General features: G+C 61.7%; 19 protein-coding genes. 7 read left to right on the top strand and 12 right to left on the bottom strand.

What is annotated here, in order from left to right:
* Nucleotides 1–170 precede the first annotated feature (170 nt).
* Together R3F07_14770 and R3F07_14775 are read left to right on the top strand one after the other, a co-directional pair.
* Entirely contained in the window at nucleotides 171–1,637 is a 1,467-nt protein-coding gene (locus R3F07_14770) for a CoA-acylating methylmalonate-semialdehyde dehydrogenase (protein ID MEZ5277640.1), read from the top strand.
* Nucleotides 1,638–1,644: 7 nt separating this feature from the next.
* Entirely contained in the window at nucleotides 1,645–2,805 is a 1,161-nt protein-coding gene (locus R3F07_14775; protein MEZ5277641.1) for an iron-containing alcohol dehydrogenase, read from the top strand.
* Between the two features lie 344 nt (nucleotides 2,806–3,149).
* On the opposite strand, the gene polA is transcribed toward R3F07_14775, so the two are convergent.
* From polA to kbl, 5 genes are all read right to left on the bottom strand, one after another.
* Nucleotides 3,150–5,927, bottom strand: a complete 2,778-nt coding sequence (gene polA / locus R3F07_14780) for a DNA polymerase I (GenBank protein MEZ5277642.1) — start codon at nucleotides 5,925–5,927, stop codon at nucleotides 3,150–3,152.
* A gap of 98 nt (nucleotides 5,928–6,025) precedes the next feature.
* A complete protein-coding gene (locus tag R3F07_14785) occupies nucleotides 6,026–7,003 on the bottom strand; it encodes an MBL fold metallo-hydrolase (GenBank protein ID MEZ5277643.1) in 978 nt (325 codons plus the stop codon).
* Nucleotides 7,004–7,399: a DoxX family protein gene (locus R3F07_14790; protein ID MEZ5277644.1), complete on the bottom strand. Its 396-nt coding sequence runs from the start codon at nucleotides 7,397–7,399 to the stop codon at nucleotides 7,004–7,006.
* Between the two features lie 51 nt (nucleotides 7,400–7,450).
* Nucleotides 7,451–8,659, bottom strand: a complete 1,209-nt coding sequence (locus R3F07_14795) for an AI-2E family transporter (protein MEZ5277645.1) — start codon at nucleotides 8,657–8,659, stop codon at nucleotides 7,451–7,453.
* 141 nt (nucleotides 8,660–8,800) lie between these two features.
* Complete coding sequence (gene kbl, locus R3F07_14800) at nucleotides 8,801–9,991, bottom strand: glycine C-acetyltransferase (GenBank protein ID MEZ5277646.1); 1,191 nt, start codon at nucleotides 9,989–9,991, stop codon at nucleotides 8,801–8,803.
* A gap of 152 nt (nucleotides 9,992–10,143) precedes the next feature.
* Between kbl and R3F07_14805 the strand changes: the two genes are divergently transcribed.
* The 3 genes from R3F07_14805 to R3F07_14815 all read left to right on the top strand — a co-directional run bounded on the left by R3F07_14805 (nucleotide 10,144) and on the right by R3F07_14815 (nucleotide 13,245).
* Nucleotides 10,144–10,653 (top strand): hypothetical protein, encoded by a 510-nt coding sequence (locus R3F07_14805; protein MEZ5277647.1) that lies wholly within the window; start codon nucleotides 10,144–10,146, stop codon nucleotides 10,651–10,653.
* Nucleotides 10,654–10,860: 207 nt separating this feature from the next.
* The gene (locus R3F07_14810) at nucleotides 10,861–12,354 is read left to right on the top strand and encodes a SulP family inorganic anion transporter (protein ID MEZ5277648.1); all 1,494 of its coding nucleotides are present in this window, start codon (nucleotides 10,861–10,863) and stop codon (nucleotides 12,352–12,354) included.
* A gap of 39 nt (nucleotides 12,355–12,393) precedes the next feature.
* Entirely contained in the window at nucleotides 12,394–13,245 is an 852-nt protein-coding gene (locus tag R3F07_14815; GenBank protein ID MEZ5277649.1) for a universal stress protein, read from the top strand.
* Between the two features lie 225 nt (nucleotides 13,246–13,470).
* Here the strand turns inward: R3F07_14815 and R3F07_14820 are convergent, their stop codons facing one another.
* Nucleotides 13,471–15,405 (bottom strand): hypothetical protein, encoded by a 1,935-nt coding sequence (locus R3F07_14820; protein ID MEZ5277650.1) that lies wholly within the window; start codon nucleotides 15,403–15,405, stop codon nucleotides 13,471–13,473.
* 181 nt (nucleotides 15,406–15,586) lie between these two features.
* Nucleotides 15,587–16,633, bottom strand: coding sequence for a uroporphyrinogen decarboxylase family protein (locus R3F07_14825; GenBank protein MEZ5277651.1), 1,047 nt, complete (start codon nucleotides 16,631–16,633; stop codon nucleotides 15,587–15,589).
* Between the two features lie 443 nt (nucleotides 16,634–17,076).
* Here R3F07_14825 and R3F07_14830 point away from each other — a divergent pair, with 443 nt between their 5' ends.
* The gene (locus tag R3F07_14830; protein ID MEZ5277652.1) at nucleotides 17,077–17,991 is read left to right on the top strand and encodes an aldo/keto reductase; all 915 of its coding nucleotides are present in this window, start codon (nucleotides 17,077–17,079) and stop codon (nucleotides 17,989–17,991) included.
* On the opposite strand, the gene R3F07_14835 is transcribed toward R3F07_14830, so the two are convergent.
* Nucleotides 17,937–19,232 (bottom strand): glycosyltransferase, encoded by a 1,296-nt coding sequence (locus R3F07_14835; protein ID MEZ5277653.1) that lies wholly within the window; start codon nucleotides 19,230–19,232, stop codon nucleotides 17,937–17,939. The two genes, R3F07_14830 and R3F07_14835, sit on opposite strands and share 55 nt — an antisense overlap.
* Before the next feature lie 257 nt (nucleotides 19,233–19,489).
* On the opposite strand from R3F07_14835, the gene R3F07_14840 reads away from it, so the two are divergent.
* A complete protein-coding gene (locus tag R3F07_14840) occupies nucleotides 19,490–20,401 on the top strand; it encodes an NTP transferase domain-containing protein (GenBank protein ID MEZ5277654.1) in 912 nt (303 codons plus the stop codon).
* A gap of 68 nt (nucleotides 20,402–20,469) precedes the next feature.
* On the opposite strand, the gene cdd is transcribed toward R3F07_14840, so the two are convergent.
* From cdd to R3F07_14860, 4 genes are all read right to left on the bottom strand, one after another.
* Nucleotides 20,470–20,874: a cytidine deaminase gene (cdd, locus tag R3F07_14845; protein ID MEZ5277655.1), complete on the bottom strand. Its 405-nt coding sequence runs from the start codon at nucleotides 20,872–20,874 to the stop codon at nucleotides 20,470–20,472.
* 34 nt (nucleotides 20,875–20,908) lie between these two features.
* Entirely contained in the window at nucleotides 20,909–22,243 is a 1,335-nt protein-coding gene (gene deoA / locus R3F07_14850) for a thymidine phosphorylase (protein MEZ5277656.1), read from the bottom strand.
* A gap of 5 nt (nucleotides 22,244–22,248) precedes the next feature.
* Nucleotides 22,249–23,493, bottom strand: coding sequence for a NupC/NupG family nucleoside CNT transporter (locus tag R3F07_14855; GenBank protein MEZ5277657.1), 1,245 nt, complete (start codon nucleotides 23,491–23,493; stop codon nucleotides 22,249–22,251).
* 156 nt (nucleotides 23,494–23,649) lie between these two features.
* A complete protein-coding gene (locus tag R3F07_14860) occupies nucleotides 23,650–24,783 on the bottom strand; it encodes a uroporphyrinogen decarboxylase family protein (GenBank protein ID MEZ5277658.1) in 1,134 nt (377 codons plus the stop codon).
* Nucleotides 24,784–24,875 lie beyond the last annotated feature (92 nt).

Below are 24,875 nucleotides of genomic sequence, written 5' to 3' on the forward strand. Positions count from 1 at the left end.
CGCAACTTTCATGAACCTGAACTGCCCGAACCAGCTTCTCCGTGCCGGCAATGGCGATACTAGCCAGACGCAAATAACCGACGCGAAGCCGCGTGTCGGTTATTGGATGGAATCCACTCCCGAACACACCCCGGCGACCTCTTACTCTACGGGCCCTGCCGTCTCTTACTATGGAACTCAGAAATCTGATCGATGGAAAACACTCGGAATCCCGCGAAGATTCCTGGGGCGATGTCTTCAATCCTTCCCGTGGGGAAGTGATAGCGCGCGTGCCGATGAGCGGCGCGGCCGATGTGGATGCCGCCGTGCAATCCGCCACTCGGGCGTTTCTCGGTTGGTCGACGACGCCTGTACCGCGACGTGGTGCTGTTCTTTTCGAATACAAGCACCTTCTCGACCAGCATTTCGAGGACCTCGCCCGTCTCATCACGCGTGAGAACGGGAAGACGCTCGACGAGGCGCGCGGCGATGTGATGCGCGGACGAGAGGTCGTAGACTTCGCGTGCGGAATCGCGCACTTGGTAAAGGGCGAAAGTCTTCCGCAGGTGGCCGACCAGATCGATGCCGTGACGATGCGTGAACCGATAGGCGTCTGTGCGGGCATCACTCCGTTCAACTTTCCGGCCATGGTCCCTTTGTGGATGTTTCCGTTGGCCATCGCGTGTGGCAATACGTTCGTCCTCAAGCCCAGCGAGAAGGTTCCGCAAACCGCGATGCGATTGGCGGAACTTTTTCTCGAGGCGGGCTTGCCGAAGGGTGTGCTCAACGTTGTGCACGGAGGGCGGGAAGTGGTGGATGCGCTCTGCACCCATCCGGGGGTTGCCGCGGTCAGTTTTGTCGGTTCGTCAAACGTTGCGCGGCACGTCTACACGCTTTCGACCTCGCATGGTAAACGATGCCAGGCGGCTGGTGGCGCAAAGAATGTTCTCCTCGTTATGCCTGATGCCGAGCCAGACTCGACGCTGCGTGCCATCCTCGGATCAGCCTTCGGTTGCGCCGGCCAGCGCTGCATGGCCGGCTCGGTCTTGATGGGAGTTGGTCGTCAGACCGCCGACGAGTGGCGTGAACGGGTCAGTGGTGCGCTTGCCGCGCTCGCGGTGGACGATACCAGCGCGAACGACTCCGCCAGCATGGGGCCGGTCATCGATGCCGCCGCCCAAACGCGCGTCAAGGGTGTCATCGACAGCGCTCCAGATGTGGGGGCGGAGATCGCTTTTCGCGGTGCGACCGTGCCGGAGAACGGTTTCTTTGTCGGTCCGACCCTGCTTGATCGGGTGCGGCCGCAGATGTCGGTCTTTCAAGAGGAGGTTTTCGGCCCGGTTCTGTCGCTCGTGCGTCCGGATTCACTCGATGAGGCCATCGCCACGATGAACAGCCTCAGCTTTGGCAATGGCGCTTCGATCTTCACCTCGAGTGGTGCGGCCGCTCGGCAGTTCTCCCGCGAGATCCAGGTTGGGATGGTAGGGATCAACGTCGGCGTTCCCGCCCCTATGGCATTGTTTTCGTTCAGTGGATGGAACGCGTCATTCTACGGAGATCTTCATGTTCAGGGAAAGGAGGGGGTGATGTTTTACACGCGCCAGCGCGTCGTGCTTTCGCGCTGGGACAAGGGATATGTTCGTATACAGGGCTGGTGATTCAATCATGGTATCGCAATTCAACATTCCATCCACAATTGTCACTGGCGCGGGTGCCATGCATGAACTGGCTGCACAGCTGGTGCGTCGAAATCTGAACCGTGTGCTGGTGGTTACTGATTCCTTCATGGTATCCAGTGGCCTGGTCTCGCGTCTCGTCGCCGACCTGACAGAGGTCGGCATAGCCGTTGAGGTCTTTGCCGACGTTCAGCCCGATCCCAGTGAGGACAATGTGCTGGCCGGTTTCGATTGCCTTCAGGCATGCGGAGCGCAGGCTTTGGTTGCACTCGGCGGCGGCAGTCCCATCGATTGTGCTAAGGTGATTGCCATCCTCCCGACGAATCCTCCGCCGCTCGCCCGCTTTATGGGCCGCCACCAGGTGCGGAATGCTGGTCTGCCGCTTTTTGCCATTCCCACGACCGCCGGCACTGGCAGCGAGGTGACCAAGGTTGCAGTCATCACCGATACGAAGCGTGACGTGAAGATGATGATGCTAGATTCGCATCTCCTGCCGGCGGTCGCGATTGTGGATTTTGAGCTGACGCTGAGCATGCCGGCCGCGCTTACTGCTGCGGTCGGGGTGGATACTCTCACGCACGGAATCGAAGCCTATGTTTCCCAACTCGCGACGCCGCTGACCGACCCGGTGGCCCTTTCCTGTATCAGATTGGTCGGTGAGCATCTTGAAGCCGCTTGGCGGGAGGCGGACAACCGCACTGCACGTGAGGGCATGATGATGGCCGCGACCCAGGGTGGTATGGCCTTCGCAAACAGCAGTGTTGCCCTTGTGCACGGTATGAGCCGACCCATTGGAGCTCTATTTCATGTGCCTCACGGCATTTCCAATGCCATGCTGCTCCCGACGGTGACCCGGTTCTCTGTTGGTGGCGCTCGGGTGCGCTACGCCACAGTGGCACGCACGCTCGGTTGGGCCCGATTGGGCGAGACCGACGAGGTAGCGGCGAACTCTCTCGTGTCCGGCTTGGAAGCGCTTAACCGGAGACTGCAGATCCCACGTCTGCGCGATTTTCCGAAACTGGATGAAGCGCGTTTTCGCGGAGCTCTGAAGAAGATGGCGGCAGATGCTCTAGCATCAGGCAGTCCTCTGAATAACCCGGTGGTTCCGACTGCGGAACAGATCGTTGACCTCTACAACGAGGCTTGGTGACGACAGGGCAGGGAGGCTGATCCAAACGGACCCGCTGACGCCGGTCTGGGTTGGCCCTGCCGGTTGGGGACAGGTTCTCGAACGCATCCTTCTTTCGAATCCGTTATTGCCTTCATCAATCAATTCCTCGCTGGCGCTGGCCGTTCTGTTCACGAGTGCTAGACCCCTGCTGCGGGCCTGCCGCACGGGGAATCCGGGTGCTTCGTCCTCCACGGTCGCGCAGGCTTGTCACGGCGTAGTCGCACAGAGCCGGAAGCACGACCGTCCGTCGGGGATTGACCCGGACTGCGGTCAACCCGGGTAGGCGGGCTTCATCACCACAGAGCGGAGAGTTCGCTTTCTTTTCAATGCGCTTCCAGCCAGTTCTTCCCGGTGCCGGTTTCGACCACGATGGGAACGGGGAGTTCGAGGGCATGAACCATCGCTTCGGTGATGAGGGGCTTCACTTGGTCCACTTCGCTCTCGGGCACTTCGAAGACCAGTTCGTCGTGGACCTGGAGAAGGAGGCGGGTCTGCAGGCCGGCCTGGCGGAGGCTTTTCCGGATCCGGGCCATGGCGATCTTGATCATGTCGGCCGCCGTGCCCTGGATCGGCATGTTGATGGCGTTGCGCTCGGCGGCCGAGCGGACGGTTCCGTTCCCGGAATTGATGTCGCGCAGGATGCGGCGCCGCCCCGTGATGGTCTCGACGTAGCCCCGTTCTCGCGCTTTTGAGAGGGTCTGGTCGATATAGGCCTGCACCCCGGAAAACTGGGCGAAATACTGGTCGATCAATTCCCCGGCCTCGGCCCGGCCGATGCCGAGGCGTTGGGCCAGCCCGAACGGCGAGATGCCGTAGGGGATGCCGAAATTGACCATCTTGGCCTTGGAGCGCATCTCGCGGGTGACCTCAGATGTATCCACACTATAGATACGAGATGCGGTGGCGGTGTGGATGTCGAGGCCAAGGCGGAAGGCTTCGAGCATGCCGGGGTCCTGGCTGAGGGCGGCGATGATGCGCAGCTCGATCTGGGAATAGTCGGCCGAAAGCAGAACCCGGTCGGGGGCTCCGGCGACAAAGGCCTTGCGGATTTCGCGACCTTCCTCCGAGCGGACGGGGATATTCTGCAGGTTGGGGGAATTGGACTGGAGGCGCCCGGTCACGGTATGGAGCTGGCCAAAGTGGGAATGGACGCGACCGGTCTCGGGGTCGACGGCGGCGGGCAGGGTATCGACGTAGGTGCCCTTGAGCTTGACCAGCATCCGGTAGTCGAGAATCGCCTGGACCACCGGGTGCTTCGAGGCGAGGGAGGCGAGGGTCTGTTCGTTGGTCGCGTACTGGCCGGTCCGGGTCTTCTTCGGTTTGTCGGCCAGCTTGAGCTCGTCGAAGAGGATTTCGCCCAGTTGCTTGGGGCTGTTGAGGTTGAACTCGTGGCCCACCATTTCGACGATGGAGGCCTCGATGGAACGGATGCGGTCGCCGAGTTGTTCGCTGTATTCGTTGAGCACCCGGGTATCGAGGGCGATGCCGGCCTCCTCCATGTCGACAAGGACGGGAATGAGGGGGGCCTCGATCTCGAAAAAGACCCGCTCCTGTTCCTTCTCCCGAATCTGCGGCAGGAAGATCTCACTCAGCTGCCAGGTGATGTCCGCATCCTCGGCCGAGTATTCGGCCAATTGCTCCGGAGGGATCTGATCCATGGTCCGCTTGCCGCCGGCACCGTCTTGGAGGAGCGAATCCAAGTGGATGGTCCGGTACTCGAGAACGGTTTCCGCGAGGAAGTCCATGCCGTGACGCTGTTCGGGCTCGATGAGGGCGTGGGCCAGCATGGTGTCAAAGAGGGGATCGGCCACCTCGAGTCCGTGACGCTTGAGGACGGCCAGGTCGTACTTGAGGTTGTGGCCGATCTTGGTGATCGCGGGGTCAGTCAGGGCCTCGCGGAAATCATTGAGCTCTTCGCGGGCCGCTTCCGGATTGCGATCGAATTGCACATACCAGGCTTCGCCCTTCTTCCATGAAAGTGCGAGACCGAGGAGGTCGGCCCGGCGGACGTTGAGGTCGGTCGTCTCGGTATCGAAGCAGAACCTGGGCTGCGCCTTGAGTGAAGCGGCGAGCTTCCTGCGTCCGGCTGCATCGACGACCCGATGGTAGTGGTGGGGGACATCGGCGATCGTCTTGAAAGGGGTGGTTTCCAGCAGCTCCAGTTGATCGCTTCCGCTGGCCTTCGAGGGTTCGATTTCATTGGAAGCCTCGGTCATTTCGAGCTGGAATTCGTCGCCGAAGAGGCGGCGTCCGAGTGAGCGAAACTCGAACTCGGAGAAGAGCGCCTGGAGGACTTCCTTGTTGAGCGGATGAAGGATCAATGACTCGGGCCGGGTATCGATGGGTGCGTTTCGATTGATGGTGGCAAGTCGGGCAGAGAGGCGTGCCTGGTCGGCGTGTTCGCGAAGGTTCTCCTGCTGCTTGCCCTTCAGCTGGTCGAGGTGGGTCAGGATGCCTTCCAGGGAATCGAACTGGCTGAGCAGCTTCTGGGCGGTCTTCGGGCCGATTCCCGGAACGCCCGGGATATTGTCGGCGGTATCCCCGGCCAGACCGAGAACGTCGATGACCTGGGAAGTCCGTTGGATGCCCCACTTGGCGCAGACTGCCTCCGTGTCGAGGATCTCGGGCGCGTCGCCCTTGTAGGAAGGACGGTAAACGAGGATCTTCTCGTCGACCAGCTGCCCGAAGTCCTTGTCGGGGGTGACCATGTAGGTGACGAAATCCTCCAGGGCGGCCCGCGTGGCGAGGGTGCCGATGAGATCGTCGGCCTCGTAGCCGTCCATCTTGAGGACGGGAATCCCGAAGGCTTCGGCGACCCGCGAGAGGTGGGGCAGGGCGGCGCTGAGGTCCTCGGGCATCTCTTCACGGTGGGCTTTGTAGGCGGGGTATTCGATATGGCGCTCGGTCGGGGCGGGGGTGTCGAAGACGATGGCGAGGTGGCTCGGGTTTTCCCGCAGGATCAGATCGATCAGGGTGGCGGTGAAACCGAAGAGGGCCGAGGTGTTCATCCCCTTCGAGTTGAAGATCGGACGGTTGATGAAGGCGAAATGGGCGCGGTAGGCCAGGGCCATGCCGTCGAGGAGAAATAGGCGCTTGGTCATTCAGGAAAGAGGAAGAGTGATGAATGGTGAAGAGGGATAACAGGAAGAACGGAAGAACGGAAGGCGGGATGCTCGGTGGGTGGCGGCTCGGTCAGCATTCAGAGCATGAGCTCGAGTTGATTGTCCCGGCCGAGGGCCCAGGCCTCGATTCCCCGGGCGCGGAGGGTCTGGGCGAAGGCTTCGGCGAAGCCGTGGACGGTATAGACCCGGGTCGGGTTGACCCTTTCGACGAAGGTGAGGAGATCATCGAAGTCCGCGTGATCGGACAGGGGAAAGACCTCGTCGCACCCGCTCCGGTAGCGGGTCGCCGGGTCGAGGGCCCAGCCGGTCACGGTGGCGGTCCGCCGCTTCTCCAGGTTCTGAAACCAGGCGCTTTTGGTGGTTTGGGGCGGGCAGATCAGGATGTTTCCATTCACGCAGGCCTCGTCGAATCGACTGTAGAGAGGGAACTCGAATCCAGCGTGTTCGTAGACCCGGGTCATCTTTTCAACCTGCGGATGGAGCATGATGGGGGCCTCGACCCGGTGGAGGGCACTGAGGATCTCCTGGGCCTTGCCGAGACTGTACCCGAAAAGAACAGGCGTGACCCGGTCGTTGAGGGCCTGGTGACAGAAGGTGACCATGGCCGCAGCCACCTCCTCAAAGGGGGGAAAGCGGTATCTGGGCACGCCGTAGGTGGTCTCCATGACGAGGGTGTCCGCCCGGGGGGTCGCGCAGCGTTCAGCCGCCAGGCCGGGGCGCAGCTTGAAGTCGCCGGTATAGAGAAAGGTGCCGTGTTCGTTTCTTGCCTCGAGCTGGGCCGACCCGAGGATGTGGCCGGCCGGGTGGAGTGCGAATTCGGTTCCGTCCGGGAGCCGATGAGACTGGCCGAACGGGAGGGCGACGACCTGCTTTTCGCCCGGCTGCCGCTTGGCCATCAGGGCACGGGTCTGCTCGGAGCAGAGGATGAGCGAGTGGCGCGCCAGATGATCGAAATGGGCGTGTGAGACAAAGGATCGCGCCTTCGGGTAGCGGCTGTCGAGGTGCCAACCGATCTGCGGGAGGAAGATGCCTCCCTTATGTTCAACTTCCCACAATCAGCTCAGGCGGCGGTCGACGCTGTAGCGGCCCGGGCCGATGAAGATGAGGGAGAGGAAGACGGCACCCAGTTCGATCGCATGGGAGGCGCCCTGGAGGCCGTCACCGGAATTGAAGTGCATTACCGCCGCAACGGCCATGGTGAAGGCCAGGAAGAGAGCGACCACCCTGGTGAAGAGACCGGTGACGAGGGCGATTCCTCCAAAGAATTCGGTGATGGCCGCACAAAAGCCGAAAAAGACGGGATAGATGTCCACGCCGATCCCAGACATGGCCCCTCCGATTTCAGTCCAGAGCGGCACGCCGCCGATGAACTTGGGGAAGCCGTGCCAAGCCATCATGGAGCCGAGGGTGATACGGAGGAGCAGGATGCCGAAGTCTGTGAAACGATCCATGGGAGGAAATGGGGTTGGCAGAGATTGTTGCGGAAAGAGCCGGGGCGTCAATCACGCCATACTGGTGAAATACTTCCGCTTGGCCAGACGCCAGGCCGTAACGACAAAGGCGGTCAGAGGGATGGCGAGCACCATGCCGAGGATGCCCCCGAGTGCGGTGCCCCAGAAAAAGATGGCGATGATGATGGTCACCGGATGCAACCCGGTCTGTTTGCCCATGATCTTCGGAGTGAGCAGGTAACCTTCGATGATCTGGACGATGACAAAGACACCGAGGGTGATCCCGACCAGGACCAGGCTGCCGCCGGGTTGGAAGAAGGCTGTCGGCAGGGCGGCGGAGAGGCCGAGGATGGTGCCGAGATAGGGGATGATATTGAGGATTCCGATGATCATGCCCATCAGGATGCCGAACTTGAGTCCGGCGAGGGTGAAGCCGAGGGCCAGCAGCACTCCCATGATAAAGCCGATGAGGAGTTGACCGCGGAAAAAGGAAACCACGATGCCGATGAATTCACGCACGAGGAAAACCACATCTTCCCGGGTGCTCTCTTTGAGGAAGGGCAGATAATCCGCGAGATCCTTGGTGGGATCCTCGTCGGATTGGAGGAAGAAGAAGAGGTAAACGGGAATGATGGCGAGCCCGGCGGCCGCACCGAAGACGCCGAGAACCTGACCGCCGGCGGCAAGGAGGCGTGGGAGCGAGGCCAGGGCCACTTCCCGGACCTTCTCAAAGGCTCCATCGACGATGTTGCGGATCGTCTCATTCTCCATCTGGTGCTGGAACGACTCGGCCCATGCCGGGTAATGGAGGACGAAGAAATCCGAGGCCGAGCGCCACATCTCCGGCAGGGATTGGATCAGATCGATGATCTGACTGACCATGGCGGGAACAATGGCCAGAAGAACGCCTCCGAGAACGATCGTGATCAGGAAATAGAGGATGATCACGCTCATCACCCGGCTGATCCGCAGTTTTCGTTCAAAGAACCCGGCCAGGGGACGCAAAATCATGGCGACAATGCCAGCCACCGCCAGCGGCCAGAGCACACCGGAGAAGAGTCCGACCAGCCGTGAGAGGACCATGAAAATGAAGACCAGCAGAGCGGCGATCGCGAGGAACGCGGCCATGCCCGCGGCAAAACCGATCAATTTGCGCTGGGCCGGCGAAAAGAAGGAGGGGGGATCCCGGTCGGTCATCTGGGGCGAGTTTCCCCAATTCTTCCAGGGAATCGAGCAGAAAAGGGGGATGGTCGATGGCACAAATCCCCCCGGGGAGTAGCCGCCGCGCCGCTTTTTCGGCGCGTTTTCCGCGGGTTGGAAGACGCGACGTCCGTCTACACGGAGCTATGCCGGGACAGGGAGCGTGGCGGCAACAGGGCAGAACCTGAAGGGCCTGACGATTCAGGTGACCAAGCCAAGTTCCCGGCCGACCTTGGTGAAAGCACCCACGGCATGGGTGAGATCCTCCCGGGTGTGGGCGGCCGAGACCTGGGTGCGGATTCGGGCGGTACCCTGCGGCACGACCGGGAAGAAGAACCCGGTGACGTAGATGCCTTCGTCAAGGAGTCGTCGGGCCATCTCCTGCGCCCGGACGGCATCGCCGATCATGATGGCGACGATCGGGTGGGTGCCGGGTTTGATCGTCAGCCCCGACTTTGCCAGCTCCTCGCGGTAGAACACCGTATTGTCGGCCAGCCGGTCCCGCAGTTCAGTCGAGGCTTCAAGGAGATCGAGAGTCTTGATGGACGCCGCCACGATGGTTGGAGCGACGGTGTTGGAAAAGAGGTAGGGGCGTGAACGTTGCCGGAGCAGGTCGATGATCGGTTGTGCTCCGCTGGTATAGCCGCCACTGGCGCCGCCGAGAGCCTTGCCGAGGGTGCCGGTCAGGATATCGACCCGTCCCTGCACACCACAGTATTCCGGGGTGCCGCGACCCCGTTCACCGAGAAAACCGGCGGCGTGACAGTCGTCGACCATGACCTGGGCGCCGTATTTGTCAGCCAGGTCGCAGATGCCCTTGAGGTTGGCGATGGTGCCGTCCATTGAGAAGACGCCGTCGGTGGCGATCAGGCGGTGGCGGGCGCCTGAGGTCTCCCTGAGGCGAGCTTCGAGGTCGGCCATATCGTTGTTCCGGTAGCGGTGGCGTTGGGCCCGGCAGAGTCGAATGCCGTCGATGATACTGGCGTGATTCAATTCGTCGCTGATGACGGCGTCTTCCGGGCCAAGGAGGGTCTCAAACAGCCCCCCGTTGGCATCAAAGCAGGAAGGGTAGAGAATCGTGTCCCCGGTTCCCAGAAAGCGGGACAATCTCGCCTCGAGTTCCTTGTGGAGGGTCTGGGTGCCGCAGATGAACCGGACCGACGCCATGCCGTAGCCCCAGCGATCGAGGGCTTGGCGCGCGGCCGCGACCACTTCAGGGTGATCAGCCAGGCCCAGGTAGTTGTTGGCGCAGAAATTAAGGACGCGGCGCCCGTCTTTGAGACGGATATGGGCCTGCTGGGGAGAGTCGATCAGACGCTCGACCTTGAACAGACCGGCCTCGCGGATTCCTGCCAGTTCCTTTTCCAGATGTTCTTTGAATTTCGGGGTCATGGCTCGATTTCGGATCTGATTCCGTCAAATGTGATGTTTCGTCAAGGTGACTCATTTGGGTCCCCGGTGCGAGGCCGGAAACAGGAACTATCTCATTACCGACCATTTGCGGGGCTTTACAGCGGGCGCCCAAGGTCGATTATGGGACAATCATGTCGATCCTTGACCAGCCGGAATACGTTCATGTGTTTCTGCATTCCCTGCCGATCCTCGGATTGGCAGTGGCCGTTGTTGCTCTTGTCCTCGGGCTCATCTTCAAGGGCCAGGGCAGCGTGACCATCGGGTTGCTGCTGATTGCGCTGACCTCGGGCTCGGCCTATTTCGTCTACGAATCGGGAGAGGGCGCCGAACACCGGCTGGAGGACGCCCTGGACAAGGAAAGCAGGGCCTGGCTGAAGGAACACGAATCGCGCGCCGAGGTGCCGATCTACCTGTATTACGTGACGGCGTTTGTCGCGGTGGTCGCCATGGTCATGCGGCCGATCGTCCCGGGATTCGCTCGTGGCGCCACCTGGGCGACCCTGGCCCTGGCCTGTCTCTCGATTGCAGGCGGTGCGTGGATCGGATACGCCGGAGGCCGGATCAGGCATCCGGAGTTGCGCGATGGACCGGCTCCCCTGCAGCCCCCGTCGGAATCGACGGGTCACACCGAGCAGATTTAGGCGGACCCGGGCAGGACAGTGTCGCAACGCTGCTGTGCCGGCGTTCACCCGGTTTGGCGCAACACTTCGACACAGCGAAGTGGCTACACCCGCAAACGGGCCGGATTCGACGGGATGGGATAAAACCTCGACACTTCGGGTTATGTCGCCCGGACTGCGCTCGGCCGCAGCCTTCGGTCAACCGCCCAATTACGTCCTCCTGTAACTGTGATTTCAAAGAATCTATTCTCCCAGTGGTTTGCCAATCCACGTGGAGACATCCTCGCCGGCCTCGTGGTCGCTCTCGCCCTCATCCCGGAGGCCATCGCCTTTTCCATCATCGCGGGAGTCGATCCAAAGGTGGGGCTCTACGCCTCATTCATCATTGCGGTGGTCATTGCCTTTGTCGGAGGACGGCCCGGGATGATCTCTGCCGCGACCGGGGCGATGGCTCTCGTCATGGTCAACCTGGTACGGGATCACGGGCTGCAGTACCTCTTTGCAGCCACCCTCCTGACCGGCGTGATCCAGATCGGACTCAGTCTGTTGAAGGTGGGCGATATCATGCGGTTTGTTTCGAAGTCGGTTCTCACCGGCTTCGTCAACGCCCTCGCCATCCTCATCTTTCTGGCCCAGTTGCCCGAACTCGATTGGCGGGTGGAAGGGGTGAGTTGGATCAGTTTTGCCCTCCTTGGTGCCGGTCTGGCCATCATCTACCTCCTGCCGAGGCTGACCCGGGTGGTTCCCTCACCGCTGATCTGCATCCTCGTGCTGACGGCCGTGGCGATGGTGTTCAATCTGGATGTCCGGCGGGTGGGTGACCTCGGCGAACTGCCCTCGGCTCTACCGACGTTTGGTTGGCCCACGGTGCCGCTCAATCTGGAGACCCTCGCCATCATCTTCCCGACTTCGCTGAGTCTCGCTGTTGTCGGGTTACTGGAATCCCTCCTGACCGCACAGATTGTTGATGACCTTACCGACACCGGCAGCGAGAAGAACCGGGAGGCCGGGGGACAGGGTATCGCCAATATCGTATCCGGTCTTTTCGGCGGCATGGCGGGTTGCGCGATGATCGGCCAGTCCGTCATCAATGTGAAATCCGGTGGACGCACGCGCCTTTCGACCTTGATCGCGGGGGTCGTCCTGATCGTCCTCTGCGTGGTCTTCGGGCCCTGGGTCAAACAGATCCCGATGCCCGCCCTGGTGGCGGTCATGGTCATGGTCTCGATCGGGACCTTCAACTGGGCCTCCTTTCGCAACCTGCGGGTTCATCCCAGAACAACCAGCCTGGTCATGATCGCGACGGTTGCCGTGGTGGTCTGGACGCACAACCTGGCGATTGGCGTCTGTGTGGGCGTTTTGCTCAGTTCCCTCTTCTTTGCCCGGAAGGTGGCTCAGGTCATACGGGTGACCAGCACCCTCGATCCATCCGGCGAGTGCCGCACCTACACGGCCCACGGTCAGGTCTTTTTTGTTTCGTCCGCCTCCTTCGTGGCTGCGTTTGACTTCCGCGAGGTACTTTCCAAAGTGGTCATCGACGTGTCCCACGCCCACTTCTGGGATCTCACTTCGGTGGGCGCGCTGGACAAGGTCGTCCTGAAGTTCCGCCGTGAAGGTGCTGAAGTCGAGGTTCTGGGAATGAACGAAGCCACCGCCACTATCGTCGACCGTCTCGGCGTGCACGATAAACCTGATGCTCTCGAGCGGATGTTGGAGCATTGACCTTGAGGCCCTGAGCTACACCCGACCCATCTGAATACCATGTCGACCATTCTTGCCTGCACCGACGGTTCGCCCTACGCCAACAGCATCTATCAGTATGCGGCCTGGGTCGCGACCCGGACAGATGCCCAGGTCCTCGTCCTGCACGTCATCGAAAGAGAGGAAGCCGGTCCGCCGGCCGATCTGACCGGCAAGCTGGGCTTCGATGCCAGCGTTGAGCTGATGGAGGAGCTGGTCCGTCTTGACGAGGCTCACGCCCGGGTGGCACGCCTCAGGGGCAAGGCCGTCCTGGAGGATGCGGTCGGACAACTCAAGGCAGCCGGGGTTTCCCGCATTTCGACCACCCAGCGGCACGGTTCCCTTGTCGAGACGCTCGATGAGTTCGAGGCGAATGCAGCTCTTGTCGTGATCGGGAAGCGGGGCGAAAACTCGGGCCTGGCCAAGGGCCATCTGGGGAGCAATCTCGAACGGGTGGTCCGGAGCGCGCGGATTCCCCTGCTGGTCGCTTCGCGGGAATTCAAGCCGGTCGAGCGCTTCATGATCGCCTTTGACGGCGGGCCCAGTGCCCTCAAGGCCGTGCATTACGCCGCCTCGACGCCGCTGCTTAAGGGGGCGGACGCTCATCTGGTCGCCGCAGGCAAACCGGGAAGCCCGCTCGCCCGGGACCTCGAGCATGCTGCCACCGGACTTCGCGGCGCCGGCTTCACCGTGACCGCGGATCTCCGGCCGGGTGATGCAGACGACGTCATCCGGGAACGGGTCGAGGCGCTGAAGATCGACCTGCTGGTCATGGGCGCCTACGGCCACTCGGTCATTCGCCGATTGATCATCGGGAGCACGACCACTTCGCTCATCCGCACCTGTCACATCCCGGTTCTGCTTTTCCGTTAGCCCGGATGAATCACCGGTCGACGGACGGTGTCATGAGTGCGTCGACGGGATGGATTTCTCGAGCTGAGAATGAGGCTTAGCCCGAACGGCAATGACAAGAGGTGTTCAGGATGAATCACGGGATGTAGCCGCGGCAGTCTCTTGCCGCGAATCCACGTTGGCGCGCCTTCGACCTGTCCCGGCCCATCACGTTGGTGTCGGGAAGTACAACCGAAGCCCGAATGGTTACCCTTCGAGTCCGTCAACCAAGCACCTTTCCTCGAGCCGGCGGATCTTGCGCAGATAGGCCTCGCGCCATCTTGCAGGCGGGGACTCTGTCATTTCGGGAAAGCCGGCCATCGACTCTTCAATGAGCGCAACGACTGCGCGGCAGGCGTCCAGGTCGTCCTGGAGGTGCCGGGTGGCATTGGCGAGGTAGGCATTCGCATCCCGTCCCAGACGCTCGAACGCGGCGTGCAGGGAAAAATGGATACCGATTTCCCGGCCCAGGGTCATCGTGAATTCCACGTAGAGCTTGTGCCGGGCAAGGTGTTCCCGCCGCCTTGGGGAAGCCGCTTCACCTGTCCACCAGAAGGCGTATCCAACCGGGACCTCCGGGTCCGCCACCGCCATGGCCGCATCGAGCTGGCGGCACGCCTCGGCTAGGTGAGGCACCGCGAGGTGCCATCCATTGCCGACCCGTTCCAGGCAATCGGCCAGTGTTCCTTCGTTGTAGGTGAATCCGACGGTTGTCTTGGGCACGAGGCGAGTTGCTTCGAGTATCCCGGATTGCCCGGACAGAAAATCGGGGAGGGGGGCGTCGCCTTTGCCGGCATACCAGCCCGGCCATTGACCGGGGCACCAGGTGCAGCTGTCCGACAGAATCCGGTGTGCCTCCTCGATGGCTTTCCAGGCTTGAAACGCGAGACGGCCCGCTTCGGGACCATACTGCCGGATGGCGATCCGCTGGCCGACTTGCTCCGGGTTCGCCCGGGGATCGAGAAAGAATTCGCGGCAGGCGATCGAGTTGGCCGGAATCATCCGGTTGCAGGTGCCCCAGTGGTCGAATACGCCGTCGACCTCCAGATCGTGCCATCGGGCCATCTTGGCTCCGATACCGAGGGGAAAGTCCTGAATATCGATGCCCCAGAGATGGGTTGCGTCATCGCCGAGATGGAAATTGTCGTAGCCGATGAAGAGTTGGCCCCGTTCGCGGCAGACGTCGCGGACCGAACGCAGGAAACCGTGGTTCTGCCGCTCGGCCTGCCAGCCGTCACACTCGGCGGCCAGGAAAACGCCGCTGGCCGCGGGCAGTCGGGCCTGGCGCTCGAGGAATTCCTCGGGGTAGCGCTCCCAGTGCCATCCGGTGGTCAGGATCCGCAGGCCGGGCCGGACGCGGTTTCCTTCGTCGATGAGAAACCGGATCAGACGGTCACGCTGGTCGAACCGACTCAGGCCGCGGCAACGCGGACAGCGCTCCGGGTCACAGAAGGCTCCTCCGGAATCCATCCCGAAGAGGAAGAGTGTCTCGATCTCCGGAAATGTGGAAAAGAATCGCTCGATCAGGTCGCGGTAGAAGGCCTGCACCCGGGGATGGGAGAAGCAAAGGACCTTGCCCTGGTAGGTCCCGGAATCGCTGAGGACTTCGGCCGGGTATCTCTCCAGCCAGACCTGCCGATCCGCGTCGGCTACCCAGGGGCCACCCTGGCAGGGAAGTTCGGTAAGCCATAGGGCGCAATCGAGCCCATGATCCCGGCAGTCTTCAACCAGGCGGCGCAGTCCTGCCTGGTTCTCAGCGACTTCATGGGGGTCAATCGCGTCGGGGAAAATCGGGCTGGTCACGTAACCCTGGAGGTGGCGGCGGCTGCCCTGCCAGTCGTGACTGATCAGACAATGGGACGCGCCAAGCCGACTGATAAAGCCGATGTCGGCCCGCTCGCCCGGCCAGGCGTCGAATCGGGGATGAAAGAACCGTTGATTGACCTGGAAACGTCCGTGCTGGTGCCAGTTGGCGGGAATCGTCTTTTCGAATTCGAGCTGCTCCTCGAATGCGTAAGCCGCGTGGAGCAGACCGCGTGGTGTGTTCCCGATCAACGTGACGCGGTCCCCATCGCGGAATCCCTCAAAGGCATCGCGGGCATCTCTCACGGTGTGCAGCTGGCTCCGGACTTGTGGAGTCAATGAATTCGGATCGGGCAGGTCGGCTCGCAGTCCGAGATGAATCTCTGCCAGACCGCGAGCTTCGCGTGGGTATCGGTTCAGGGCCGAAGACAGGACAGCCTCCGTTGTCCGGGCGATCCGATGCCGACTCCATGAGTGGATCGATGGGCGATCGCCGGATTCGTGACTCAAATCATGCCTCCTATGCCTGGTGCCGGAAAGCGGCCACCGGGGACGCATGGGGGCTTCCCGGCTGGTTCAGCGCTTCTTCAATGAAGGCGAGCATGTTCTCCAGCGGCACATCACCCTCAACCGCGTGGGCCGGAGAGAGGATATAGTTACCCGATCGGCCGAGATCAATCAGCCGTTGCGTCTCCGCCCGGACCTCGTCGGGAGTTCCATAGGGCAGGGTGTGCTGGGTGGAAAGACCGCCATGAAAGGTCAGACGGCCCCGGTATTGCCGCATCAGTGCGGGTACGTCCATGACCTCAGGCTGGAATGGGTTGAAGCAGTTCACTCCGAGTTCGATCAGGTCGTCAAAGAGTTCGTCGACATCCCCGCAGGAGTGAATGAAGACATACTTTCCAGACTCCCGGACGCGGCCGTACATGCGCTGGAGATGCGGTCGGATAAACTCGGTCCAGAGTGCCGGTCCCATCTGCAGTCCGTGTTGCTGGCCCCAGTCATCACCGAAGTAGACGGCGTCGATATCGTATTCGAGGGCCTTTTCAACCTGCGCGATATTGTAGTCGGTGATGGCGTGAAGCAGGTTGTGAACGAACCCAGGGTTTTCGATGAAGTCCATCATCAGGTTCTCCATCCCCCGCAGGGTCCAAGCCCGTTCGTAGAGGGAGAAGCCGATATTGAAGACCCGGAAGCGGTCCGGGTATCGGGCAAGCTTGTCGGGAATGTCACTGAAAAAGATCGGTGAATGGGGATCGGGGAACGAATAGCCCGCCAGGGTGGGTTCCGTCAGTTGCGGGTTCTCCACGTTGCCGATGTCCTTGTCGATCGTCCGGTCCCAGACCACGCCGAAGACGTCCTCGACCCGGTCATGGCCGATGTCCTTGAAGAAACCGATCCCGTTGCCGAGCCCGAGAAGGTGGTTGTGGAGAACCGGTTCCAGATCATCGGTGCCATAGTGACCGACCAGACGCTGGTGGGCTTCCCGGGTGAAGCCAAACGACCAGGGCACATAGGGGGGAGGGTTCCCGGCAAGGACGGTCTTGATGACCTCACGCTTGGTCATGATGCCCAAACAATGGTGCAAGGCCCGGGCCGACTCAACCGCCGACTGCGGTCAACCGTCGAATCCGTTCCCATCGGCAGAGTCGACTCGAACCCTGCGGAGAACATCTGCGCAGCAAGGGGCTCTGGATCCCCGAAGGGCGCGAAGGAACACTAAGGAACACGAAGCAAGAGGAAGGTCCACCTGCGGAGTCGGCGATCCCGTCCGGTGGGCTCCGCCTGTTTGTAACATAATACGTTACAAAATCCGGGAGGGTCGGCGCGGGTTGGGTTCTGCAATTTCCCGGAGGAATGGGCAAGGCGGGCCAGATGGTTGATCGGTTCCGGACGGGTCTTGATGTGGACGGCCTGACGGCGTCCGATACGACCTATTTGGAAGGGCCGGGCTTGGAACTCCATTCAATGGCTTGAACACTTGGTGTTACTCGGGTAAGTCTGTTCGTCATGAACACGCTTCCCAGGAAAATCCTCGGCCGGACCGGCCTCGAAGTCACTCAACTCGGCTATGGTGCAATGGAGGTGCGGGGCACCCGCATCTGGGGCGGCAGGCCCTGCTCGGATGATCAGGCCCGGACGATTCTTCGGGCGGTGGTCGAATCGGGGATCAATTTCATCGATACGGCCAACGACTATGGTTTGAGCGAGCTCTACATCGGACTGCACCTGAAGGATCTGCGGGATCGTTTTTACCTGGCGACCAAGTGCGGGTGCCATGTGCAGTTTGCCGGTGACCACGATGAAACGCCGCATTTCTTCACACGGAGCAACCTGATGCGGAACATCTCCGAATCGCTGCAGAAGATGAGGACGGATTACGTGGATGTCCTTCAGTTGCACAATCCCGACGTGGAGACCTGCGAAGAGGAGGGGCTGGTCGACATCCTGAAGGAGCTCAAGGCCGCGGGTGTGGTTCGACATATCGGATGCTCGTCGACTTCGCCTCACCTGGGCACCTATATTTCCTGGGGGGCGTTCGACGTGTTTCAGATCCCCTACTCGGCGTTTGAGCGCCGGCATGAAAACCTGATCACGAAGGCCGGGGAGGCCGGAGCGGGAGTCATCATCCGCGGGGGTGTGGCGAGGGGCGAACCGGGAGCGGGTCTGGGTGGCGCGGACAAGTGGGTGACGTTTGAAAAGGCAGGTCTGGATGAACTGCGCGGCGAAGGAGAAAGCCGGACGGCGTTTCTGCTTCGGTTCACGCTGAGCCATCCCCATTGCCATACGACGATCGTCGGGACGATGAAGCCGGAGCATCTGACCGAGAATGTCCGGATAGCCTCAAAGGGCGCGCTCGCGCCGGATGTCTATGTCGAAGCGAAGAAGCGCCTGGATGCCGCCGGCGAATCACCGGAGGACTGACGCGCGACGAATGCCTCGATTTCCCTGACCGCTTCGCCGGGGCCATCCTCGTTCTGGAGGATTCGGCGGGCGTCGGCGACACGTTCCGCCAGCGAAGGATCCTGCTCGATCTGCTGAACGGTCTGGTGGAGCAACTCGGGCCACCGCGATTTTCGTATCCGGTGGCCCACACCGAGTCGTTTTACCTCACCGGAGAAGAAATGCTGATCGGCGATGTGAGGGACCACGATATGCGGGCGGCCGGCATGGAGGACGGAGGCGGTGGTGCCGGCTCCGCCGTGATGGATGACGACGGAGGCATGGGAGAAGAGTTGATCGTGGGAGCAGGGTCCGATGGAAAAGAGGTTGGGGTGGCCGGGGGGCGGCTTCAATCGACCCCATCCCTCCTGGATGATCAGTTTGCGCTCGCTCGGCCAGTTGTTCACGAGTCTTCCCATCCATCGCCCCGGGCGATCGTAGACCATGCTTCCGAAGGTCAGAATCGGGACCTTTCCCCCTCGGGTGAAAGCCAGGATTTCCGACTCCAGCTTACCACTGTGCGATGCTTGCCAGCGGGAGTAACCGACAAAGCGGAACCGTGGATTCAGTTTGAACGGAGGGTGCATCAACCCCTTGGATACACCGAGAAGGACGAGGTCGGCCGGCTTGCTGAAGAAATCCCGGACCTGGGGCAGACCCCGTGCCTTGAGCTCGCGGGCGATGGTCTGATTGATGACGGTATCGACAAGGAGATTGCCCAGTCGCCAGCAGGTCCGGTTCCACGACTGTTGGATCGGACCCGGCATGAACCGGAGTCGCGGCAGGCCCTCGGGCGGATGGTAGCGGGAGGGCACCGTGTTGTGGGCAAAGGCGAAGGTGGCAAAGGGGAGGCCGTGCCTTTCGGCCAGGGCCCGGTTCATCGGGAAGAGATAGGAGGAAATGAGAGCGTCGGCAGTCTGCAGATGGCGGTCCATCTCGTCGATCAGGGAGGAAATGTGGGGCCGGGCCGCCCGGTAGAGCGCGCGCAACTGCATCAGGGGGGTGGAGTGACTTTGAAGAACACCCATCCAGTAGGCGAGGTTGGCCTGGCTCCAGAGCGGAGGGATCTGGAGGTAGTTGAGGCCCGCGGCCTCGATTTCGGCTCTGAAGGGAGGGCTGGTGGCGAAGCTGGCTTGGTGACCCGCATTCTGAAGGGCCACACCGAGCCCGATCATGGGATAGATATCGCCGGTCGAGCCGTGGGAGGTCAGGATGGCATGCATGCCGAAGACGCTGTCTTAAGGGTGCTGAAGCATGTCGCAGAGATGGATTAGTGCTGTTGGGCGGGGAGTGGATTGGTTTGACTGAACGACGACTTTCATCACATGAGGACAGCCTACAGTGGGGCATAGAGACCTGACGCCGATGGAAGTAAAGCCATCCGGATAGGCGTCACCGAGACGTAACAATCGTTTAGTCGAACAATCGGGGTTCTTTTTCCTCGTCGCCGTTCGGAACTCCCCAATTATGGCCACTGGATATGGCGAACGAACTGACACTCGTGATCCTTGCGGCCGGGATGGGCAGCCGGTTTGGGGGACTCAAACAGGTCCAGCCGGTGGGGCCCAGCGGGGAGCTGATCATCGACTATTCGGTTTTTGATGCCATTCGGGCGGGCTTCAGCCGCCTTGTCATCGTGATCCGGGAGGAAAATGAATCCGAGTTTCGCCGGGCAATCGGAGATCGCCTGGCCCGGCACCTGCCGGTGGCTTATGCCTACCAGAGTCTCGATAGATTGCCGGATGGACATTCCGTTCCGGCCAATCGAACCAAGCCCTGGGGAACGGGCCATGCAGCACTGGCGGCCTCCGGGAAGGTGTCCGGTCCGTTCGCGGTGATCAATGCTGATGATTTCTACGGTGCCGGGTCGTTCGCGGCACTCGGGGGTTTTCTGGGGAAGTCCGATGGGTTTCCGGGAGTCTATGCCCTGGTGGGTTTCCCCTTGCGGCGGACTCTATCCGAGGCCGGTGCCGTGTCCCGGGGGGTTTGTGCTGTGGATTCCGGGGGATTCCTGCAGACGGTGACGGAGCGGACCAGTATTAGGGGAGGATCGAAGGGCATCGGCTATGAAGATGCCGCCGGAGGTGTGCATCCGTTATCCGGAGACGAAATCGTCTCGATGAACATGTGGGGCTTTGGACCCGACGTTTTTGCGCGACTCGAGGAACGTTTCCGATCCTTTCTGGACGCGGGTCGTGGGGCGAACAATGGTGAGTTCTATCTCCCGGAGGCCATCAACGATCTGGTTTCGACGGGCGAGGCGACGGTCCGCGTTCTACCGACCGATGAGACCTGGTTCGGAGTCACCTACCGGGAGGATCTTGAAGCGACAAAGACTGCGATCAGTGCCTTGATCGCTTGCGGGAAATATCCCGGGAGGCTTTGGGGGTGAAGCGTGCCGCGATGCGGCAGAGAGGACGATAGGCGGCGGGCGGATGATAGTGGACGGACCGGCCGGGGTTACCGTCCCAGGTTCTTCGGGCCGAAGGCGTCGGGGAGGAGCTGGTCGAGGGTCGTTTCTGAAACCAGATTTCCATCGGGGTCCCCGATGAAGACAGGGATTCCCGGGGCGAACTCGTGAATGACCTGTCGGCAGGCGCCGCAGGGACTGCCGCCGCCTTCGAGGCAGACGGCCAAGGCGGTGATTGTGGTGCAGCCTTCCGATACGGCTTTGAAGATGGCGGTCCTTTCGGCGCAGATCGTCAACCCGTAGGAGGCATTTTCAATATTGCAGCCCGTGAACAGCTGTCCGTTATCAGTGAACACGGATGCACCCACGCGGAAATCGGAGTAGGGTGCGTAGGCTCTCGCGCGGGCTTCGGCGGCCGCCATCAGGAGGCGAGCTCGGTCGGAATGGGAAATCATGGCAGGGCAGAGAGAGGCGGTGAGGTCGCGGCCGTCAAGGTTGGGCGCCGGTGATCCGGTCAATGACCACTGCGCTGTCGGGTGGTTGATCGGGGCCGACGGCGATGGCGGTGCGAAGGGCGGCCGCCGCGCCGGCTGCGTCGTCTTCATTGGAGGCATGGATGAGGGCAACGGGGCGGTCGGGTCCGACGGCGTCGCCGATCCGGGCGATCCGGGACAGGCCGACGGAGTGATCGATGCTGACAATGGCGTTGGGTCGGGTGCCACCGAGGCGAAGCACGATCAGTCCGACTTCCCGGGTATTCATTCCGGTGACGAAACCACCCACTTCCGGATACACCGGATGGACGATCCGCGCCTGGGGCAGGTGTCTTGTTGGATTCTCCACGAGGTCGGTTGGGCCGCCCAGGGCGGCCACCATCCGCCCGAAAATCTCGGCTGCCTTTCCCGAAGTCAGGGCGGTCGCGAGCTTCTTTTCGGCCTGCTCAACGGTGGAGGCCAGGCGGCCGAGGATCAGGAGCTCGGATCCGAGGGCGCGGACAACCCGATCGAGTCGCTCGGGCCGGTCCTTTCCGGTTAGGTAGTCGATGGCCACCTGGACCTCAAGGGCATTGCCCGCGGACGGGGCGAGGGACTGGTTCATGTCGGTGAGCAGCGAAGATGTGCGGGTTCCTGCGCCGTTGGCCACGCGGGCGATGCATTCAGCCAGCTCGCGGGACGATTCCGGGGTGGGCATGAATGCGCCGTTGCCGGATTTCACGTCCATGACGAGGGCATCGAGGCCGGCGGCCAGTTTCTTCGCGAGGATTGAGGCGGTGATCAGGTCGATGGATTCGACGGTCGCGGTCACGTCGCGAATGGCGTAGAATCGCCGATCGGCCGGGGTCAGGCGGTTGGTCTGACCGATGATGGCGACCCCGACGGAGCGGACGGTTTCGCGGAACACCTTGTTGGACGGTCGCGAGTTGTATCCGGGAATGGACTCGAATTTGTCGAGGGTTCCGCCGGTGTGGCCCAGGCGCCGTCCGGAAATCATGGGGACAAAGCCGCCGCAGGCGGCGATCATGGGTCCCAGCATGAGGGAGACGGTGTCGCCGACGCCTCCGGTCGAGTGCTTGTCGAGGATGGGTCCGGGCAGGTCGAGGTCGCTCCAATCGAGGACATCGCCGGAGTCGCGCATGGCGAGAGTCAGGGATATCCGCTCGTCAAGGGTCATGCCGTTGAAGAGAACGGCCATGCCGAACGCGGCTACCTGGCCGTCGGTGACCGAGCCGTCGGCGATACCGAAGGCGAACTGGCGGATTTCGTCGTTGGTCAGCGTCAGCCGGTCCCTTTTTTTCCGGATGATTTCTTGGGGCAGGAAAGTCATGCGGGTCAATTGGCCAGAGAGAGAAAGAACCCGGCGATGGTGGCACTCATGAGGTTGGAAAGAGAGGCGGCGAGGACCGCTTTCAGGCCCATGCGCGCGATGTCGTGGCGCCGGTTCGGGGCCATCCCTCCGAGACCTCCGAGAAGGATGGCAATGGAGGAAAGATTGGCGAAGCCGCAGAGCGCGAAGGTCATGATGGCCTGGGTGCGCGGGGTCAGGGCATCCTTGATCTGCACAAAGTCGGCGTAGGCGACGAACTCGTTGAGAATGACCTTCTGGCCGACCAGACGCCCGGCATCGATGGCTTCATGCCAGGGAACGCCGATGATCCAGGAAAGCGGGGCAAAAAGGACTCCGAGAATCTGCTGGAGGCTGAGTTCGGGCAGTCCGAGCCATCCCCCGACACCTCCGATCATCAGGTTGATCAACGCGATCAGGCTGATGAAGGCGAGAAGCATGGCGCCGACGTTGGCCGCCAACTTAAGTCCGCTGGCCGCGCCGGTCGCGGCGGCATCGAAGATATTGACCGGTTTGTCGTCATCGTCCGTCCTGTTGATGGTGCCGTCTTCGGGCCGGCCGGTCTCCGGATGCATCAGCTTGGCGAAGAGCAGCCCGCCGGGGGCGGCCATGAAGGAAGCGGCGAGGAGGAAGCGCAACTCGACGCCCATCCCGGCGTAGCCGGCCATGACCGAACCCGCGATCGAGGCGAGTCCGCCGCACATGACCGCAAAGAGTTCGGACTGGGTCATGCTGGGAATATAGGGCCGCACCACGAGCGGAGCCTCGGTCTGGCCGACGAAGATATTGGCGGCGGCCGAGAGGGATTCTGTCCGGCTGGTGCCAAGCGTGAAATGGAGGGCGCCGCCGATCGTCCGGACCACCCATTGCATCACCCTGAGGTGGTAGAGGACCGCGATGAGCGAGGAAAAGAAGATGATGATCGGGAGTACCCTGAACGCGAATACGAAGCCGAATCCCCCGAAGACTTCATACATGGTGTCGCTGACCAGGCCTCCCAGCATGAAGGATATGCCGGCGTTGGACGAATCGATCACTTTTTGAACACCTGCGGAAAGGAAAGCGAGGGCGGTCTTGCCGACGGGGACAAAGAGGACGATGCCGCCGATGAGGAATTGGATGAGGAAGGCGCCCAGGACGGTGCGGATCCGGATCGAGCCGCGGTTTCGTGAAAAGGCAAAGCCGATGCCGAGGAGAACAACCATGCCGAGCAGGCTGATGAGGGTATTCATGGGTGATCAGACGGGCGACAATTGACCGAAGAGCCCTTTGGGGGCGATGGCATGACGGTCGATTCGTCGGTCATCCGGGTCAATCGAAATAGCGGTCGTATCTGAATCGTGATATCCGCTTGGGACCGTCTTCCGGTCGATTCCCGCCGGGGATCCTCAGTCCGAGAACAGTGCCTCGACGTTGGCGACGGGTGTGCCCATGATAAGGGCATTGGAACTGCCATGAAAATAGCGGGTGCCTCCGGATTCCGCAATACAGCGCCGCGATTCCTCGCGGACCCACTCGGGGGAATTCAGTTGGATCCTGGGGCAGGACAGGTTGTTCCAGAGAACAAGGTCCGGATAGGCCTGCCGCACCTTAATGGTGGTCATGCCGGCGTCGCGATCAACTTCGCCGTAACCCGGGCAGGCCGCCTCGCGGAAAATCATGTCGGCGACCGACCAGAGGTTGCCGTCGGTTCGAAAGACATAGTGGATGCCCAGATCGGTGAGACCATCCACCATGTATTTGAGGGCCGGTAGGTGGACCTGCCGAAATGACTCGGGTGAAAAGAAAGGACCGTCGTTCCCCGCCATGTCACCGCCACCGAGGAGAACCTTGGGGTAGGGTGAATTGGCCAGAGCCCGACCCAGGGCCAGGCCTCTTTCGGCCTGAAGCATGAGGTAGCGACGCACGAGGTCGGGATGGGTGATCATGGCCATGAGCATGTCTTCATCATACCCGACGGAGATCTCACCTCCGTTGCAGGGGATGAAGAACTCATCTCCATAGGCTTCGCAGATGCGGCGATGATCGGGATTCAATTCCACTCTGGCGAGTTCGCCATCGGCGAGGCGGGCTTCGCCGGCTTCGACCTTGGCCCTTAGCGTTTCGATCGGGTCGGCGAGGGGATTGGCGCGAATGGATCTGGCGATCCCGAAGTCACCGGTCTCCGGCATGTAGGCGTGAATCTCGTGATCGCCGTCCGGGTCGCCAAACAGAAACGAATGTTCGGCGAGCTGGCGGGTCGGTTTGACCGTCTGGCGCCAGGGCATCCGGTAGACATCGATATCGAGGGCCCGGCCGAGCTCTGCCAGATCGTGGAAGAGGGCGTCGACGAAGTCGGCGTGGGCGGCACCCCCTCTTGCCAGGGCCAGGGTCTCGGCGTAGTGGAGAGACCCGGTCCCGGTATGAACCGGCCGACCGAGAATCCGCGAGGAAACCTCGCAGGCGATGGCCGGAATATAGCGGGGCGGCCGGTCGACCTGACGTCCCTCGATCGCGGCCAGACAACGCTCGTGTCGTGTCATCCGGCCATGATGGCCGAAGCGGGCCCGAGAGCAAAGCAGGAACTGACCGTGATCCGGCGAACGGCATTGAATCCGTTCGCCCTAGAACGAAC

The organism is Opitutaceae bacterium, from assembly GCA_041395105.1.
Lineage (GTDB): Bacteria > Verrucomicrobiota > Verrucomicrobiia > Opitutales > Opitutaceae > B12-G4.

Excerpts from the sequence above, each read along its gene's own strand:
- R3F07_14770 (MEZ5277640.1), top strand. The coding sequence starts at position 171 with ATGGAACTCAGAAATCTGATCGATGGAAAACACTCGGAATCCCGCGAA.
- R3F07_14775 (MEZ5277641.1), top strand. The coding sequence starts at position 1,645 with ATGGTATCGCAATTCAACATTCCATCCACAATTGTCACTGGCGCGGGT.
- polA (MEZ5277642.1), bottom strand. The coding sequence starts at position 5,927 with ATGACCAAGCGCCTATTTCTCCTCGACGGCATGGCCCTGGCCTACCGC.
- R3F07_14790 (MEZ5277644.1), bottom strand. The coding sequence starts at position 7,399 with ATGGATCGTTTCACAGACTTCGGCATCCTGCTCCTCCGTATCACCCTC.
- kbl (MEZ5277646.1), bottom strand. The coding sequence starts at position 9,991 with ATGACCCCGAAATTCAAAGAACATCTGGAAAAGGAACTGGCAGGAATC.
- R3F07_14805 (MEZ5277647.1), top strand. The coding sequence starts at position 10,144 with ATGTCGATCCTTGACCAGCCGGAATACGTTCATGTGTTTCTGCATTCC.
- R3F07_14815 (MEZ5277649.1), top strand. The coding sequence starts at position 12,394 with ATGTCGACCATTCTTGCCTGCACCGACGGTTCGCCCTACGCCAACAGC.
- R3F07_14825 (MEZ5277651.1), bottom strand. The coding sequence starts at position 16,633 with ATGACCAAGCGTGAGGTCATCAAGACCGTCCTTGCCGGGAACCCTCCC.
- R3F07_14830 (MEZ5277652.1), top strand. The coding sequence starts at position 17,077 with ATGAACACGCTTCCCAGGAAAATCCTCGGCCGGACCGGCCTCGAAGTC.
- R3F07_14835 (MEZ5277653.1), bottom strand. The coding sequence starts at position 19,232 with ATGCATGCCATCCTGACCTCCCACGGCTCGACCGGCGATATCTATCCC.
- R3F07_14840 (MEZ5277654.1), top strand. The coding sequence starts at position 19,490 with ATGGCGAACGAACTGACACTCGTGATCCTTGCGGCCGGGATGGGCAGC.
- cdd (MEZ5277655.1), bottom strand. The coding sequence starts at position 20,874 with ATGATTTCCCATTCCGACCGAGCTCGCCTCCTGATGGCGGCCGCCGAA.
- deoA (MEZ5277656.1), bottom strand. The coding sequence starts at position 22,243 with ATGACTTTCCTGCCCCAAGAAATCATCCGGAAAAAAAGGGACCGGCTG.
- R3F07_14855 (MEZ5277657.1), bottom strand. The coding sequence starts at position 23,493 with ATGAATACCCTCATCAGCCTGCTCGGCATGGTTGTTCTCCTCGGCATC.
- R3F07_14860 (MEZ5277658.1), bottom strand. The coding sequence starts at position 24,783 with ATGACACGACACGAGCGTTGTCTGGCCGCGATCGAGGGACGTCAGGTC.